This window comes from Microbacterium sp. PM5 (genome assembly GCF_003293595.1).
In the GTDB taxonomy this organism is placed as follows: Bacteria; Actinomycetota; Actinomycetes; order Actinomycetales; family Microbacteriaceae; genus Microbacterium.
Genome location: NZ_CP022162.1, coordinates 145,679 through 161,415 on the forward strand (window position 1 = coordinate 145,679; position 15,737 = coordinate 161,415).

Annotated in this window: 14 protein-coding genes, 1 tRNA gene and 1 other RNA gene; 11 read left to right on the forward strand and 5 right to left on the reverse strand. The window is 70.5% G+C overall.

Translation table 11 applies throughout. The features are described from left to right. Positions 1-22: 22 nt before the first annotated feature. From CEP17_RS00710 to CEP17_RS00720, 3 genes are all read left to right on the forward strand, one after another. Positions 23-727 carry a CoA pyrophosphatase gene (locus CEP17_RS00710; RefSeq protein ID WP_112930889.1) on the forward strand — a complete coding sequence of 235 codons (705 nt, stop codon included), beginning with the start codon at positions 23-25 and terminating at the stop codon, positions 725-727. A 208-nt stretch (positions 728-935) separates the two neighbouring features. Further along, positions 936-1,652, forward strand: coding sequence for a hypothetical protein (locus CEP17_RS00715; RefSeq protein WP_204359842.1), 717 nt, complete (start codon positions 936-938; stop codon positions 1,650-1,652). A gap of 39 nt (positions 1,653-1,691) precedes the next feature. Further along, positions 1,692-1,780, forward strand: a tRNA-Ser gene (locus CEP17_RS00720). Positions 1,781-1,828: 48 nt separating this feature from the next. Here the strand turns inward: CEP17_RS00720 and CEP17_RS00725 are convergent. Both CEP17_RS00725 and CEP17_RS00730 read right to left on the reverse strand, forming a co-directional pair. Continuing rightward, positions 1,829-2,320: a GNAT family N-acetyltransferase gene (locus tag CEP17_RS00725; RefSeq protein ID WP_204359843.1), complete on the reverse strand. Its 492-nt coding sequence runs from the start codon at positions 2,318-2,320 to the stop codon at positions 1,829-1,831. 20 nt (positions 2,321-2,340) lie between these two features. Beyond that, a complete protein-coding gene (locus tag CEP17_RS00730) occupies positions 2,341-2,688 on the reverse strand; it encodes a metalloregulator ArsR/SmtB family transcription factor (RefSeq protein WP_112930891.1) in 348 nt (115 codons plus the stop codon). Between the two features lie 88 nt (positions 2,689-2,776). Here CEP17_RS00730 and CEP17_RS00735 point away from each other — a divergent pair, with 88 nt between their 5' ends. The 3 genes from CEP17_RS00735 (at position 2,777) to CEP17_RS00745 (ending at position 6,143) form a co-directional block, all read left to right on the forward strand. After that, complete coding sequence (locus tag CEP17_RS00735) at positions 2,777-4,099, forward strand: FAD-dependent oxidoreductase (protein ID WP_112930892.1); 1,323 nt, start codon at positions 2,777-2,779, stop codon at positions 4,097-4,099. A 19-nt stretch (positions 4,100-4,118) separates the two neighbouring features. Beyond that, positions 4,119-4,523: an arsenate reductase ArsC gene (locus CEP17_RS00740; RefSeq protein ID WP_112930893.1), complete on the forward strand. Its 405-nt coding sequence runs from the start codon at positions 4,119-4,121 to the stop codon at positions 4,521-4,523. A 210-nt stretch (positions 4,524-4,733) separates the two neighbouring features. Beyond that, positions 4,734-6,143: a dicarboxylate/amino acid:cation symporter gene (locus tag CEP17_RS00745; RefSeq protein WP_036286241.1), complete on the forward strand. Its 1,410-nt coding sequence runs from the start codon at positions 4,734-4,736 to the stop codon at positions 6,141-6,143. A 22-nt stretch (positions 6,144-6,165) separates the two neighbouring features. On the opposite strand, the gene CEP17_RS00750 is transcribed toward CEP17_RS00745, so the two are convergent. From CEP17_RS00750 to CEP17_RS00760, 3 genes are read right to left on the reverse strand one after another with little or no spacing between them, the layout of a single operon-like run. Further along, the gene (locus tag CEP17_RS00750) at positions 6,166-8,412 is read right to left on the reverse strand and encodes a DUF3488 and transglutaminase-like domain-containing protein (RefSeq protein ID WP_112930894.1); all 2,247 of its coding nucleotides are present in this window, start codon (positions 8,410-8,412) and stop codon (positions 6,166-6,168) included. After that, the gene (locus CEP17_RS00755) at positions 8,399-9,688 is read right to left on the reverse strand and encodes a DUF58 domain-containing protein (protein ID WP_112930895.1); all 1,290 of its coding nucleotides are present in this window, start codon (positions 9,686-9,688) and stop codon (positions 8,399-8,401) included. Before CEP17_RS00755 ends, CEP17_RS00750 begins: the two co-directional genes overlap by 14 nt. A 13-nt stretch (positions 9,689-9,701) precedes the next feature. Next, positions 9,702-10,682 carry a MoxR family ATPase gene (locus CEP17_RS00760; RefSeq protein WP_112930896.1) on the reverse strand — a complete coding sequence of 327 codons (981 nt, stop codon included), beginning with the start codon at positions 10,680-10,682 and terminating at the stop codon, positions 9,702-9,704. Positions 10,683-10,764: 82 nt separating this feature from the next. On the opposite strand from CEP17_RS00760, the gene ffs reads away from it, so the two are divergent. From ffs to CEP17_RS00785, 5 genes are all read left to right on the forward strand, one after another. Further along, positions 10,765-10,861, forward strand: an RNA gene (ffs, locus tag CEP17_RS00765) — signal recognition particle sRNA small type. Positions 10,862-11,041: 180 nt separating this feature from the next. Further along, positions 11,042-11,521, forward strand: coding sequence for a hypothetical protein (locus CEP17_RS00770; RefSeq protein WP_112930897.1), 480 nt, complete (start codon positions 11,042-11,044; stop codon positions 11,519-11,521). Positions 11,522-11,606: 85 nt separating this feature from the next. Next, positions 11,607-13,757 (forward strand): phosphate acetyltransferase, encoded by a 2,151-nt coding sequence (pta, locus tag CEP17_RS00775; RefSeq protein ID WP_039411671.1) that lies wholly within the window; start codon positions 11,607-11,609, stop codon positions 13,755-13,757. Continuing rightward, positions 13,754-14,944, forward strand: a complete 1,191-nt coding sequence (locus CEP17_RS00780) for an acetate kinase (protein WP_036315461.1) — start codon at positions 13,754-13,756, stop codon at positions 14,942-14,944. Before pta ends, CEP17_RS00780 begins: the two co-directional genes overlap by 4 nt. 34 nt (positions 14,945-14,978) lie before the next feature. Next, the gene (locus tag CEP17_RS00785) at positions 14,979-15,719 is read left to right on the forward strand and encodes an HAD-IA family hydrolase (RefSeq protein ID WP_112930898.1); all 741 of its coding nucleotides are present in this window, start codon (positions 14,979-14,981) and stop codon (positions 15,717-15,719) included. Positions 15,720-15,737: the final 18 nt, after the last annotated feature.

Below are 15,737 nucleotides of genomic sequence, written 5' to 3' on the forward strand. Positions count from 1 at the left end.
CGACGCGTCGTAGCCTGAACGGGTGCCCTCCGACTCCACCGCTTCCGCCGCCGGGGCACGCGCCGAGTTGGCCGCTGTGGCTCGCGATGGCCGGGACTGGGGAGTGCCACGGCAGAGACTGCCTGCAGCGGTCTCGCCACGCGCCGCCGCCGTGCTGATCCTGTTCGGCGTGCTCGATGCCGTGCCGAGTGCGCGCGCGGCGCAGGATGCTGCGGTCTCGCGCGATCTCGACGTCCTGCTGCTCGAACGGGCGACCACGCTTCGTGCTCACCCGGGGCAGGTCGCCTTTCCTGGAGGACGGCTCGATCCCGGCGACTCCGGACCGATCGCCGCCGCACTGCGCGAAGCCGAGGAGGAGACGGGGGTCGATCCGGCCGGCGTCGAGGTGCTGGGCGCACTGCCGCCGGTGCCGTTGGATTTCTCCGGGCACCTCGTCACGCCCGTGTTGGGGTGGTGGCGGCATCCGTCGCCCGTGCGTGTCGTCGACGATGCGGAGTCCGCCGCCGTGTTCCGCGCACCGGTGGCCGACCTGCTTGACCCGAGCAACCGCGGGGTGACGGTGATCGAGCGCGAAGGGCAGACGTGGCGCGGGCCCGCCTTCGAGGTGCAGGGTCATCTCGTCTGGGGTTTCACCGCGATGGTGATCGACGCGCTGTTCGACCGGCTCGGCTGGACCGAGCCGTGGGACCTGGGCGCCCAGACCCGGCGCATACCGCTGCCGATCTAGGCTGCCGGGCGCCCTGTGCCCGCGGCGGCGCGGGTCCGAAACGGGGACCCGATCTGCGGTGTGCGCGACGTCGTGAGCACCGTTTGCGACCCCGCGTTCCGTGTGGCTGCTGGGCGTTTCGCCAGCACGCCCGATGAACATGCTCGGTCCGTGGAGTTGGCGCGGACCGGCGTGTGACGATCGGCGAGCACGATCGGAGAAGGAACACATGGACGAACGTCGGCAGGCGCGCGACGCACTCTCGCGACGGACCCTCCTGACCGCGGGTGTGGGGTCTGCGGCGGCGCTGGCGCTCTCGGCGTGCTCCGCGGTGGCGACGGGCGCTCCGCCGACGACCGTCCACGCGGCGTCGGCATCCCCTTCTGCGAACGACGCGCCGCTGATCATGCTCATCCGGCATGCGGAGAAACCGGCGGCATCCGGGGTGCCGTACGGTGTGGAGCCCGACGGCTCGCAGGATGCCGAGTCGCTCACCGTCGCCGGATGGCAGCGTGCTGGTGCGCTCGTGGGACTGCTCGACCCGCGCACGTCGCAGGGCCCGGTGCCCGTGCGTGCGAGTCTCGGGCGCCCGACGCGCCTCATCGCGGCCGATCCGGAGAAGGGGAGCAAACGCCCCGCGCAGACGGTGACCCCGTTGGCCGCGCGGCTGGGGCTCACTCTGGAGACGACGTGGAAGAAGGACGACACGGCCGCGCTTGCCGCGGCGCTGCGTACGACGACGGGGTGCACGCTCGTCGCCTGGGAGCACGAGCTGATCCCCGACATCCTGAGCCACCTCGGATCGATCGACCCGCCCCCGCCCGCCGCGTGGCCGGGGGATCGATTCGACCTGGTGTGGTGCCTCAGCCCCGCGGATGCCGGGGCGTGGCGATTCACGCAGGTGCCGCAGCTGCTGCTCGCCGGGGACCTTCTCGCGACCGCGTGAGCGACAACGGCCGTCGCGGCGGCTGATAGGATCGTCGACGGAAGTGTGTCCGAGCGGCCTAAGGAGCATGGCTGGAATCCATGTAGGCGGGGTAACTCGCCTCGCAGGTTCAAATCCTGTCACTTCCGCTCAGTCGAGAACCCCGTCCACGCGAAAGCCTGGGCGGGCTTCTCGCGTTACGGCGCTGCGTCGGGGCGGCGACGTTCGACCAGGATCGTGTCGCGCCACTGACCCGCCCACGGTCCGTAGGTCATGAGCGCGATGCGCTCCCGGTGACCGACGCGGCGGAACCCCGCTCGCTCGTGAAGGGCGAGGCTCGCATGGTTGTCCGGGAAGATGCTCGACTGCACGGTCCATACCCCGGCGGCATCCACCGCCTCGACGAAAGCGGCAAGCAGCGCCCGTCCCATACCGCCCCCGCGAACGCGGGCGGCGACGTACACCGAGTGTTCGACGACGCCGCGGTACACCTCGCGGGTGGAGACGGCCGACGCGGCGACCCAGCCGGTGACGCCGCCGTCGGCGTCGACGGCGACCAACCGGCCGACGCCGAGCTTGCCGGTGTCGAAGGCCTCCCACGCGGGCGGCTCAGCCTCGAAGCTGGCGTTTCCCGTGGCGAGGCCTTCGCGATAGATCGCCTCGACCTCCGGCCAATCTTCGGGCCGCATCGCGCGGATCGCGACCGCCTTCACGGGCGGAGCGCGTTCGCGGCCTGGTCGAGGGCATCGGTGACGACGCGGAAGTACGCCCAGCGCCCACGCTGCTCACGCGTGGCGAGCCCGGCATCCACGAGAAGCTTCATGTGGTGGGACACGGTCGGCTGGGACAGGCCGACCGGTGCGGTGAGGTCGCAGATGCAGGCTTCACCGCCCGGCGATGCGGCGATCAGCGACAGCAGGCGCACCCGCGTGGGGTCGCCAAGCGCCTTGAAGGTGCGGGCGAGCATCTCTGCATCGTCCGTCGTCAGTGCATTCGCGGGCGCGGTCGAGCGGCACCCGTCGGCGGTGTTCGTCAGGAGGGGCAGCAGCGTCGGCATCTTTCGATTGTGCACCTCGTATTGACATCTGTCGATGCATGCCGGAATCTTGACCCATCGACAGATGTCGATACGAAGGAGGACTCCGGTGGATGACGCACTGCCCGTCGTCGTGATCGGCGCCGGCCCCCAGGGGCTCGCCGCCGCCGCTCACCTGATCGAACGCCGGATGCCGGTCGTCGTGCTCGAAGCGGGAGACACTCCGGCCGCTGCGGTGGCCGAGTGGGGCCATGTGCGCCTGTTCTCCGACTGGTCCGAGCTCGTCGATGCCGCCAGCGCTCGCCTCCTTGACGCGACGGGCTGGACACCGCCGCCGAGCGGCTACCCCACCGGCGCGCAGTGGATCGGTCGCTATCTCGCACCGCTGGCCGACGCACTCGGCGATCGTGTTCGTTACGGCGCGCGCGTCGTCGGCGTCTCGCGGTCGGGACGCGACCGCCTCGTCGATGCCGGTCGCGGCGATCAGCCCTTCACGGTGCACGTCCGACCGACCGGCGGCGACGACTACCGCCTCGCGGCACGCGCCGTCATCGACGCCTCCGGTACGTGGGAGACCCCCAACCCCGCGGGTGCGGACGGTCTGCCGGCTCTCGGCGAGCGCGCGGCGGCCGACCGGCTCAGCTACCGCATCCCTGATTTCCGAGATCGCTCCGGGTTCGAGGGCAGACACACCGTCGTCGTCGGTTCCGGGCATTCCGCCCTCACCGCGGTCTTGGCCCTGGCACGATTGGCGCGCCGCGACCCGTCCACGACGGTGACCTGGGCGCTGCGTCGTGCGAGCGCGCGGAAGGCGTTCGGCGGGGGTGAAGCAGACGAGCTGCCCGCGCGCGGAGCCCTCGGCATCCGGGCGAAGGAGTTCGTGGATGCCGGTCTCGTCTCGCTCGTGACGGGGTTCCGCGTGGAACGCGTCACGGATGCCGGTGATGGCGTGGTCCTCGTGGCGGAGGACGGTCGTCACCTCGCTGCCGACAGGGCCGTCGTGCTCACCGGGTTCCGCCCCGACTTGTCGTTCCTGTCGGCGCTGCGTCTGGAGCTCGACTCCACCTTGCAGGCTCCCGTTCGCATCGCCGCCGAGGTTGACCCGAACGTGCACTCGTGCGGCTCGGTCGCCGCCACCGGCGCCGCCGACCTCGCCCACCCCGAACCGGGTTTCTTCATCGTCGGCGCGAAGTCGTACGGCCGCGCGCCGACCTTTCTCGCGCTCACCGGGTACGAGCAGGTGCGCAGCGTCGTGGCCGAAGTGGCGGGCGATCACGAGGCCGCACGGCGTGTCGAGCTGGTCTTGCCCGATACTGGCGTGTGCGGCGGTGCCGGGCTCTTCGACGCCTCGGGCGCTTCGCGTGGCGGCGCCTGCTGCGCACCGCCGCCTCAGCCCGTCTCGATCATCCCGACCGCGCCCGCCCTCTCCTGACACCCGAACGAGGAATGCCATGACCGACTCCACCAAGCCCGCCGTCCTCTTCGTCTGCGTGCACAACGCCGGCCGCTCTCAGATGGCCGCCGGATACCTCCGTGCGCTCGCCGGCGACCGCATCGATGTGTTCTCGGCCGGCAGCGAGCCGGGCAACGCGGTCAACCCGGCAGCCGTGGCCGTGATGGCCGAAGAAGGCATCGACCTGTCCTCGGCCACCCCGCAGATTCTGACCACGGACGCCGTGCGCAAGGCCGACGTCGTCATCACGATGGGATGCGGGGATGCATGCCCCATCTTCCCCGGAAAGCGCTACGAGGATTGGCAGCTGACCGACCCGGCGGGCCAGCCCGTCGAGGTCGTCCGCGGGGTGCGTGACGACATCAAGGGCCGGGTGCAGGAACTCATCGCCAGCCTGAGCTGACCGGCTGCGGCTCGAGGGGGCGGGAAACGAATCCCGACCGCCGGGAATGCGCCGGTCATCGCCGCCGTTGGAGTGACGGGCGGTCCGCGTTCGCGTCTCACCCGCGTCATCGTGCGTCATCGTGACTCGCGAGTGCACCGGCCGCGACGTAACGTCGACACCCTGCGAAGTTCCACCCGGCATCCGCCGAAACAGGAGATATCCCCCCTCATGAGTTCCACCAGCACCACCGCGCCCGCCGCGCGTCCGCCCAAGCCGAAGAAGCCGTTCTACCGCTCGTTCGGCTTCCAGATCACGGTCGCGCTGATCGCCGGCATCCTGCTCGGCATCCTCGCCCTGAACCTCGGTCCGGATGCCGCGGGCAACCCCAACGGCCTGTCCGCGACCCTGTCGACCATCGGTTCGTCCTACGTGACGCTGCTGAAGGCTGCCGTCGTCCCGCTCATCTTCCTCGCGGTCGTCGCCAGCATCACGCAGCTGCGCAACGTGACCAACGCCGCGCGGCTGGCGGGTCAGACCCTGCTGTGGTTCGGGATCACGGCGCTCATCGCCGTCACCATCGGCATCGTCCTGGGCATCACGATCCAGCCCGGTAACCGCGTCGCCCACGACCAGCTCACGACCGGCGCCCCCTACACGGTCGGCACGTGGTGGAACTTCCTCAAGGGCCTCATTCCGCAGAACGTCCTGGGTCTGACCGTCTCGAGCTCCGCAAGCGACTCCGGTGCGATCACCTCGACGGTCGGATTCAACGTGCTCCAGGTCATCGTGGTCTCGGTCGCCGTCGGCATCGCCGCGCTCAAGGTCGGCAAGCGTGCCGAGCCGTTCGTCGCGTTCACGCAGTCGTCGCTGAAGATCGTGCAGCGAGTGCTCTGGTGGATCATCCGCATCGCGCCCCTCGGCACGCTCGGCCTCATCGCCTCGGCGGTCGTGCAGTACGGCACCGACAAGCTGCTCACGCTGGTCTGGTTCGTCGTGGCCGTCTACGTCGGACTCGTGCTCGTGCTGTTCGTCGTCTACCCGATCCTCGTCAAGAGCCACGGCCTGTCGATCAAGCAGTACTTCTCCGGCGTCTGGCCGGCCGTGCAGCTCGGGTTCGTCTCGCGCTCCTCGATCGGCACACTCCCGCTGACCCAGCGCGTGACCGAGCGCAACCTCGGCGTGCCGCGCGAGTACGCGTCGTTCGCGGTGCCGCTGGGCGCTACGACCAAGATGGACGGCTGCGCCGCGATCTACCCGGCGATCGCCGCGATCTTCGTCGCCCAGTTCTTCGGCATCGAGCTGAACATCGTGTCGTACCTGCTGATCGCGCTCGTCTCGGTCGTGGGCTCGGCGGCCACGGCCGGCACCACCGGCGCGACGGTCATGCTCACGCTGACCCTCTCCACCCTCGGCCTGCCGCTGGAGGGTGTCGGTCTGCTCCTCGCGATCGACCCGATCCTCGACATGGGCCGCACCGCGGTCAACGTCGCAGGCCAGGCCCTGGTGCCCACGATCGTCGCGAAGCGCGAGGGCATCCTCGACCGCGAGCTGTACGACGCGCCGCGCGACGGCGAGCCGTTCGCCGACGACTCGGCCGACGACGCCGACGAGCAGGCCCCGGCACTCGCGCGCAGCTGATGACTGATCGCGACGCGCCGGTTCAGGCCGGCGCGTCGCGATCGGCCAGGCCGGAGCCCGGCCGCACGACGAGCGACCACGGCAGCGCCACGACGCGCGCGCGCCGCGCTGCGGGCAGTGCCGCCAGCATGGCCGATCGGATGCCGACAGCGGCGCTCATCGCGGCGGTATCCGGGCCCGCGCCGGCCGCGTCCGCCGCGTAGTTCGCCCGCTCGACGGCGGCCACGAGCTGAGACATCGGCGTCGCGGGGGCACCCCCGGCGCTGACGAGGAAGGCGCCGAAGGCGCGTGGCGAGCGCGACGACGGCACCGGCAACCCCGCGTCGATCGCGGTGTCCTGCACGAGGCGCCACGCGGCGGTCACCGTTCCGCGCCGGCGCAGCATGAGCCGCCGCACCGCCCCCGCCACCCCCGGCAGCGCGGCGACCACGATGACGGCGCCGAGGATGCTCAGCAGCGGACGCAGATCGATCAGCGTCGGGCCCGAGCCTGCGGCATCCGTCTGCGCGCCCTGCTGCGGATCGTTCACGTCGGCCGTCGGAGCGGTCGTCGGAGCGGTCGTCGCCTCCGGAGTGGCCGAGGTCGTCGGCGGCGTGGTCGCGGTCGAGGCGGCGCTGTCGAACCGCGTCTCGGTGCCGAGGCCTTTGGTCGGCTCGAACGGGACCCATCCGATGCCGCGGAAGTACACCTCGGGCCACGCGTGCAGTTGGCGCCCCGTCACATCGATGACGCGCTGGCCGTCGATGACCTGGCCCGTGAACGAGCCGGGAAGGAACCCGACCACGATCCGCGTCGGCATGCCGAGGCTGCGAGCCATGAGGGCGAAGGCGCCCGCGAAGTGCACGCAGTATCCGGTCTTGGCTTGGAGGAAGGCGGCCACGGCGTCGACGCCCTGTCCGTCGAAGCCGTCCTGCACCGGCGCGTCGAGCGAGTACGTGAACTCCGGACCGCGGAACCAGTCCTGCAGAGCGATGAGCTTGTCGTAGTCGGTGGCGGCCTGCGCGGTGACCTGGCGAGCGAGGCGCGCGATGATCGGCGGGCTGCCTGCCGGGATGGAGTCCACGTCGATGCGCAGACCCGCACCTCCTGCCGACGAGGCGCGGATCTGCTCGAGCGTCGGCTGGGCGATGTCGGAGACGACCGTGTACTGCTGTCCCTGCGTCGCTCCGGCCGCGCCGGCGACGGTGCGGTTGTACGGGGCGAACTGCCACGCCCCGGTCAATCCGTCGACCTCGGTGGCCGGGTAGGGGACGGGCGCGTACGCCGACGCGAGGTTCTTGATCGCGACGGTCGTGCGGGTCTGTACGACGGCGATGTCCGCCGAGAGCTCGACGGGCTCGAGCGGCGCTGCGCTCAGATCGACCGTGCTCGTGCGATCGGGCTGCCACACCGTGCCATCGAACAGCGACAGCGTCGCCACGCGCAGGTAGGGCACGCTGGTGCCGTCGGTGCGCAGGGTGAGCACCGTCGCGCCGTCCTGGCGCCGCAGGTCTTTGCCGAGATCCAGCGACGGATCGATCATCGTGGAGGTCCCGAACCCCGCCGCGGGAACCGACGCTTGCAGCGTGGGTCCGACCGCGAGCGCCGCGATGATCGCGACGGCGCCGATCGAGGTGGCGACGGCCGCGACGCCGCCGGCGCGCGCGGTGACGGCGCGTGGGGACGCGGCGGCGCTGGGTGTCTCGCGGGTGCGGGTCTCGGCGCGGATGAGCAGCAGCACGGATGCCGCGAGCAGGACGAACGCCACGACGTCCACCCCGGCCGGTACGGCGATGGCCGGGATGAGCCAGACGGCGACCAGGGCGACGCTGGCCAGCAGCGGCATCCGTGCGGTGACGACGACGTGATCGAGGGCGACGGTCAAGAGCCCCAGCGATGCGACGATGAGGAACACCAACGGCTGCGTCGGCGTCAGGGGAGCGACGCCGTCCGCGATGAATGTGGATGCCGCAGCGATCGTGCGGGGCAGCGCCTCGACGAGCCCGCCGGTCGGGATCACGCCCAGGAGGGCGTTCGCCGGGAAGAAGACAGCGGTGACCGCCCCGGTCCACACGGCGAGCTCGACGAGCGTGACGACGATCACCGGCAGACGCAGGCGGCGCAGCCCGTAACCGAGGGCGAGCAGTGCGAACGGAAGGGCGATCGCGCCCCACAGCCATGAGCCGCTCTGCACGACGCGGGTCAGGGGGACGAGCGTGCTGAGGATGCCGAGCCACAGCGCCACCGCGAGGCGCAGCTCTCCGCGGCGGCGGCGCTCACGAGGCGGCATGGTGCACGCTCCGCGTCTCGCGTGACGCCAGCGCGTCGCTCCAGGCGGCGGCGACGTCGCCGCCCGCGGTCAGCGCGCCGACGCGCCAGCCGGTGTCCACGGCGGCGGCCAGCGCCTCGCGTGACTCTGATACGGGAAGAAGGATCGGCATGGTGCTGTGGTGCGGCACGGGGGCGAGCGCGACGACGTCCGCGGTCGTGAGGCCACCGGTCACGACGATCACGGGACCGGCCGCGATTCCCGTGAACAATCGGGCGAGCGCCTCGAGGGGAAGATCGCGCCGTGCGGTGATCGTGGCGAGGGCGACGGCGAGATGCTCGACGCCCGCCGTGTCGCCCCCCTCGATCGGATCGCACAGCACGGCGCCGTCGGCGTCGATCACGGTGACGAGGTAGCCTTCGCGCACCAATCGCGCCGTCGTCGAGACGCAGGCGGAGACCGCCGTCTCGAAGGCGGGGTCGGCCCCCGCGGCACGCCCCGCGGCCGGCGACCAGCGTGCCGCGCCGCGATCGAGCACGACGACGGCTTCGGGGGTCGTCTCCTGCTCCTCCTGACGCACCATCAGCTCGTCGCGATGAGCGCTGGCACGCCAGTGGATGCGTCGCATCGAGTCGCCGGGTGCATACGTGCGCGGGATCAGGTTGTCGGCGCCCTGACCCATCCGATCCGTCACGCTGCGGGTGCTGCCCCCGGCGTCGCCGGGGAGGTCGTGCAGCTCGTCGAGATCGACGATCTCGGGCACGATCACCAGCGGCGAGGTGTCGCCGACCGTCCGGCGTCGCCGTGTGAAGCCGAACGGATCGGTCGTCACGAGCGCCAAGGGCCCCACGCGGCGAAGTCCACGGCGTTCGGCGCGCACGGCGTAGTCGACCTCGACCTGCGACGGGCCGGCGATCGCCGACCCGGTCGGCGGCAGCACGCCGTCCGGCGCGGCGCCGGCCGTGGATGCCGCGACCACGCCGTCGGGCACGGCGTCGCGCCACCGCGCCTCGCTGGTGGGCAGAGAGGAACGGATCTCGACGGTGAGGCGTACCCGCACCTCGCTGCCGGCGGCGGCGACGTCGGGGGAGAAGGCGCGGGTCACCCGCGCGGAGCTCGGGAGCAGGTACAGGGTGGCGGCGCTGACGACCACGGCTGCCGCCAACAGTGCGCCCACGTAGGCGAGCTCCGCGATGCCGAAGCGCTGGGCCAGCACGCCGCACGCCGCGGCGAGCACCAGTGCGCCCAGGCCGCGCAGGGTCAGCGGCAGGCGAGACAGCAGGGGCCAGCGGGGCATCGGGCGCTCTCGATCAGCGGGTCGCGAGCGGCACGCGCACCGCGCCGACGATCGCGCGCAGCACGGCGCCGATCGTCTCCGTGCTGGAGCGGCCTCGAGCCGACGCGGTGCCACGCGACGCGATCAGTCGATGAGCGAACACCGGCTCGACGAGCGCCGCCACGTCATCCGGAATGACGAACTCGCGTCCGTCCAGAGCCGCGCGCACCTTGGCGGCCCGCACGAGCTGCAAGGTCGCACGGGGGCTCGCCCCGAGGCGCAGGTCGGGGTGCTCGCGTGTCGCCCGCGACAGCCCGACGGCGTACTCTTCGACGGCGGGGGAGACGTGCACACCGCGCACCCAGGCGATGAGGTCCCTGACGTCGCCGGCGCCGAGCACGGGAGTGAGCGCGTCGAGAGGGTTGATGCGCTCGCGCTGACGCAGCATCAGGACTTCGCTCTCGGCATCCGGGTAGCCCATGGAGATGCGCATCATGAAGCGGTCGCGCTGCGCCTCGGGCAGGGCATACGTGCCCTCCATCTCGAGCGGGTTCTGCGTCGCGACGACGAGGAACGGGTCGGCGAGCGGGTGGCTGGTGCCGTCAACGGTGACCTGATGCTCCTCCATCGCCTCCAGAAGAGCCGACTGCGTCTTCGGTGAGGCCCGGTTGATCTCGTCGGCGATGACGATCTGAGCGAAGACGGCACCCGGCTTGAATTCGAACTCGCGATCGACGGGGTTGTAGACACTCACCCCCGTCACGTCGCCGGGGAGAAGGTCGGGCGTGAACTGGATGCGACGCACGCTCGCGTCGACGGATGCCGCGAGCGCCCGCGCCAGCATCGTCTTACCGACCCCGGGCACATCCTCGATGAGGAGGTGTCCTTCGGCGAGGAGGCAGACGAGCGCGGCGCGCACGGCATCCGGTTTGCCGTCGATGACGCGCGTGATCGAGGATTCGATGGCCTCGGCCGCGCGAGCGAACGATTCGGCGGTGAGCGGGTGGTCGGGCATGCGTCTCCCTGTCTCAGCGGCGGTGCTTGCTCGATGCTAACCCGGCTGGCGAGGGGGGAGCCCGTCGTCGGGTAAACTCGCATACAGCTCTCCGCGAGGCGGCACCCAGGCCAACTCCCCCAGGACGGAAACGTAGCAAGGGTAACCAGGCTCTGCCGGGTTCGCGGAGAGTCTTTCTTTTGCCCGGGGCACGGCAGCGGCGTGGTTGTCCCATCGACGCGCGGGGGCGCTTCCAGCGATCTCGGCTGTGGGTGAAATGGCGCGTGGTTCGGGACGTCGTCTTCGGACTACCTTGCTGTTGTGCGATCGGTGATGTGCTCGAAGCCGATGAATGCGGACCTCCGAGAAGGATGCCGAACATGACCTACGACGCGTCGCACCACATCGGCGCCTGCGTAGGCCTGTACTTCGTGTCGGCGATTCTCGGCTTCACCCTCGTCTTCGCGATCAGGCCCACCGCTTCGGCGAACTGGTTTCGCACCCTGATGGAGAACGGCAATGTCCTCACTTCGATGACGAAGAGCAGGGACAACGCGATCCAGCGCATGACTCCGGGAACCGTGCAGATTCAGGGGGTGATCGGCGCCGTCCTGTGCGCCATCATCGGCATCAACATCGGATCGCTTGCGGTGGAAACGGCCAGAGATGGCGCATTGGCCTTCATCGGGGCGATTGTCATCTTCGCCGCGGGTCTGTGCCTGGCATTCGGCGTCGCGTTCTCGCTGTCGCCGCGCCCTCCGCGATCCTCTCGCCGTGCACCGACACGCATCGTGCTGCTGCTGTCGAGCGCCGCAGCAGTCCTCGCCCTCGCGGGCGCGACTTTCGTGGTTTGCGTGTGAGGCGCGCGATGCTTCCGTCCCGCCGGAAGGTTTTCTCCGGCAGATCCCTGCCGGGCCGCAGCGCCCCCCACCTAGGCTGGAACCCGTGGCGCAGAGCATCTACATCACCTCCACCGAGGGGCTGTCCGGCAAATCGACCATCGTCCTCGGAGTGCTCGACGCACTGACCCGTTCCACTCCCCGTGTGGGCGTGTTCCGGGCCATCGCCCGTTCGATCGACGAACGCGACTACGTGCTCGAGATGCTCCTCGATCACATCGGCGTCGACCTCGACTACGAGGAGGCCGTGGGCGTCACCTACGACGACGTGCGACGAGACCCGGATGCCGCGCTCTCGCGCATCGTCGAGCGGTTCAAGGCCGTCGAGGCGAAGTGCGACGCGGTCGTCGTGGTCGGCAGTGACTTCACGGACGTCGGCTCGACCAGCGAGCTCGGCTACAACGCCCGCATCGCGGCGAACCTCGGCGCTCCCGTGCTGGTCGTGCTCAACGGTCGGGCAGACCAGGGCGACCGCCTCGGGGTGAGCGTTCCGCGCACGCCGCAGCAGCTGGCGCAGCTCACCGAACTCGCCCTCACCGACATCACGCACCAGCGCGCCGAGCTGTTCGCGGTCATCACCAACCGCGCCGACCCCGCGCACCTCGACGAGATCAACGCGGCGATCGGCGACGTCGTGCGCGGCGTGCCCGCGGTCGACGGCAATCGTGAGGCCGAGGTCGCGGTGTGGTCCATCCCCGAAGACGTGTTCCTCGTCGCCCCGGCCGTCCGCGACATCATGCTCGCCCTCGGCGGCACGCTTCTTCGTGGTGACGAGGCGCTGCTCGTGCGCGAAGTGCTGGACGTGGTCGTCGCGGGTATGTCGCTCAACAACATCCTCCCGCGCCTCACCGAGGGTGCCATCGTCATCGTGCCGGCCGATCGCACCGAGGTGCTGCTCGGACTGCTGCTGGCGAACTCGTCGGGCACCTTCCCCTCGATCGCGGGCATCATCCTCAACGGTCCGTTCCCGCTGCCACCGGCCGTGCAGGACCTCATGGTGGGCCTGGACTCGCCGCTTCCGATCATCCAGACCGACCTGGACACGTACGACACCGCCGTCCGGGTCATGAGCACCCGCGGCCGCCTCGCCGCCGGCTCGCAGCGCCGCTACGACACGGCGCTGGCCCTGTTCGAGCAGCACGTCGACACCGACGAGTTCACGCGTGCCCTCGGGCTCGCCCACTCCACCGTCGTGACGCCGCTGATGTTCGAGTACCAGCTCCTGGAGCGCGCCCGCACCGGCCGTAAGCGCATCGTGCTGCCGGAAGGCGGCGACGACCGCGTGCTGAGGGCGGCGGCCACCGTGCTCGCCCGTGGCATCGCCGACCTGACGATCCTCGGCGACGAGGCGGAGGTGCGTGGTCGCGCGGTGGAGCTCGGCCTCGACCTGAGCGCCGCGCAGGTGCTGAGCCCGTTCGACCCGCAGATCGTGCACCGCTTCGCCGAGGAGTACGCCGAGCTGCGCAAGCACAAGGGCATCACGTACGAGAAGGCGGCCGACACCATCACCGACGTGTCGTACTTCGGCACGATGATGGTGCACCTGGGGCTGGCCGACGGCATGGTGTCGGGTGCCGCCCACACGACGGCGCACACCATCCGACCCGCGTTCGAGATCATCAAGACGCGCCCGGGCGTCTCAGTCGTCTCCAGTGTGTTCCTCATGGCGCTCGCCGACCGCGTGCTCGTCTACGGTGACTGCGCCGTGATCCCCGACCCGACCGCCGCGCAGCTGTCGGACATCGCCATCTCGTCGGCCGCCACGGCACGTCAGTTCGGCATCGAGCCGCGCATCGCGATGCTCTCCTACTCCACCGGGGAGTCCGGGTCGGGGGAGGACGTCGACAAGGTCCGCGAGGCGACCGCCTTCGTCCGCGAGCGTGCGCCCGAGCTGCTCGTCGAGGGCCCGATCCAGTACGACGCCGCGGCCGACGCTGCCGTCGCCAAGGCGAAGATGCCCGACTCCGCCGTCGCGGGACGGGCGACCGTGTTCGTCTTCCCCGACCTCAACACCGGAAACAACACGTACAAGGCGGTGCAGCGCTCGGCGGGTGCGATCGCCATGGGACCGGTGCTCCAGGGACTCAACAAGCCCATCAACGACCTGTCGCGCGGCGCGCTGGTCGAAGACATCGTCAACACGATCGCCATCACCGCGATCCAGGCGCAGAACCAGCAGCAGGGAAACAACGCATGACCGTCGTCCTCGTCATCAACAGCGGCTCCTCGTCGTTCAAGTATCAGCTCGTCGACGTCGAGTCCCAGACGGCGCTCGCGTCGGGTCTCGTCGAGCGCATCGGACAGGAGACCGGCTCGGCCCGCCACAAGGTGGGGGATGCCGATCACTCGCGCGAACTGCCGATCCCCGACCACACCGCCGGCTTCCGCGTGATGCTCGACGCGTTCGAGGAGTACGGTCCGTCGCTGGTCGAGACCCCGCCGTCGGCGGTGGGGCACCGCGTCGTCCAGGGCGGCGCCCGCTTCTTCCGCCCGACGCTGATCGACGATCTGGTCGAGATCAACATCGACGAGCTGTCGGTGCTCGCCCCCCTACACAACCCCGGGGCGCTGCAGGGCGTCCGCGCCGCGCGCGCCGCGTTCCCTGCCCTGCCGCACGTCGCCGTGTTCGACACGGCCTTTCACCAGACGCTCCCGCCGGCGGCGTACACCTATGCGATCGACCAGACGATCGCGCGCAAGCACCGCATCCGCCGCTACGGCTTCCACGGCACCAGTCACAAGTTCGTCAGCGAGGCCGCCGCGGCGTATGTGGAGCGGCCTCTGCGAGAGCTCAAGCAGCTCGTGCTGCACCTGGGCAACGGCGCCTCCATCACCGCGATCGATGGTGGGCACTCGGTCGACACCTCAATGGGCCTCACCCCCCTGGAAGGCCTGGTCATGGGCACCCGCTCCGGCGACCTCGACCCCTCGGTGCTGCTCGTGCTCGCCCGTCGCGAGGACATGAGCCCCGGGGAGCTGGACGAGTTCCTCAACAAGCGCAGCGGTGTGCTGGGGCTGGCCGGCGTGTCGGACATGCGTGACATCGAGGAGCGCCGCGCCGAGGGTGCGGGGGCGGCCATGCTCGCCTTCGACGTCTACATCCACCGACTGCGTGCCTATATCGGCGCCTACATCGCACAGCTCGGCGGCGTGGATGTCATCTCGTTCACCGCCGGGGTGGGGGAGAACTCCCCTCTCGTGCGGGCGGAGGCGATGGCAACGCTGGGATTCCTCGGCATCCGCATCGATCCGACGCGCAACGAGGCCCGCGAACGCGGCATCCGCACCATCTCCACCGACGACTCCGCCGTCACCGTGCTCGTCGTTCCCACCAACGAGGAGCTGGAGATCGCGCGGCAGACCCTCGCGGTGGTCGCTTCGTGACGCGCACGGCGCACCGGGCCACTACGCTGAACCCGTGACAGCCGAGCTTCCCGAGCTTCCCGACCTGCGCGCACTCGACGGCGTGCTCTTCGACCTGGACGGCGTGCTGACGCCGACGGCCGACGTGCACATGCACGCGTGGCAGTCGATGTTCACCGAGCTGTTCACCTCGTGGGGGATCGAGCCGCCGTACACGCAGGACGACTACTTCCGCTACCTCGACGGAAAGCAGCGCTACGACGGCGTCGCGAGCCTCCTGCGCTCGCGCGACGTGGAAGTGCCGTGGGGGGACCCGTCCGACCCGATCACCGCCGACACGGTCTGCGGCATCGGCAACCGCAAGAACGAGGTGTTCGCCCGCGTGCTGCGCACCGACGGCATCGCCCCGTATCCGGGCTCTCTCGCGCTGATCGAGCAGCTGCGCGCCGCGGGGACTCCGATCGGCGTCGTGTCGAGCTCGAAGAACGCCGAAGAGGTGCTGACGATCGCCGGCATCCGTGAGTTCTTCCCCGTCGTCGTCGATGGGGTGGTCTCGGCGCGAGAGGGGCTGCGCTCCAAGCCCGCCCCCGACATGTTCGCGGCCGGTGCCCGCATGCTCGGCGTCGATCCCGCCCGCAGCGCCGCGGTCGAAGACGCCCACTCCGGCGTCGCGTCGGCGGCGGCCGCCGGCTTCGGCCTCGTCGTGGGCGTCGACCGCGGCGCCGGGGCGCAGGCGCTGCTCGATCTCGGCGCGACGCTCGTCGTCGACGATCTCTCGGCTTTCGTCACCCGATGACCGGCCCTTCCGACGAAA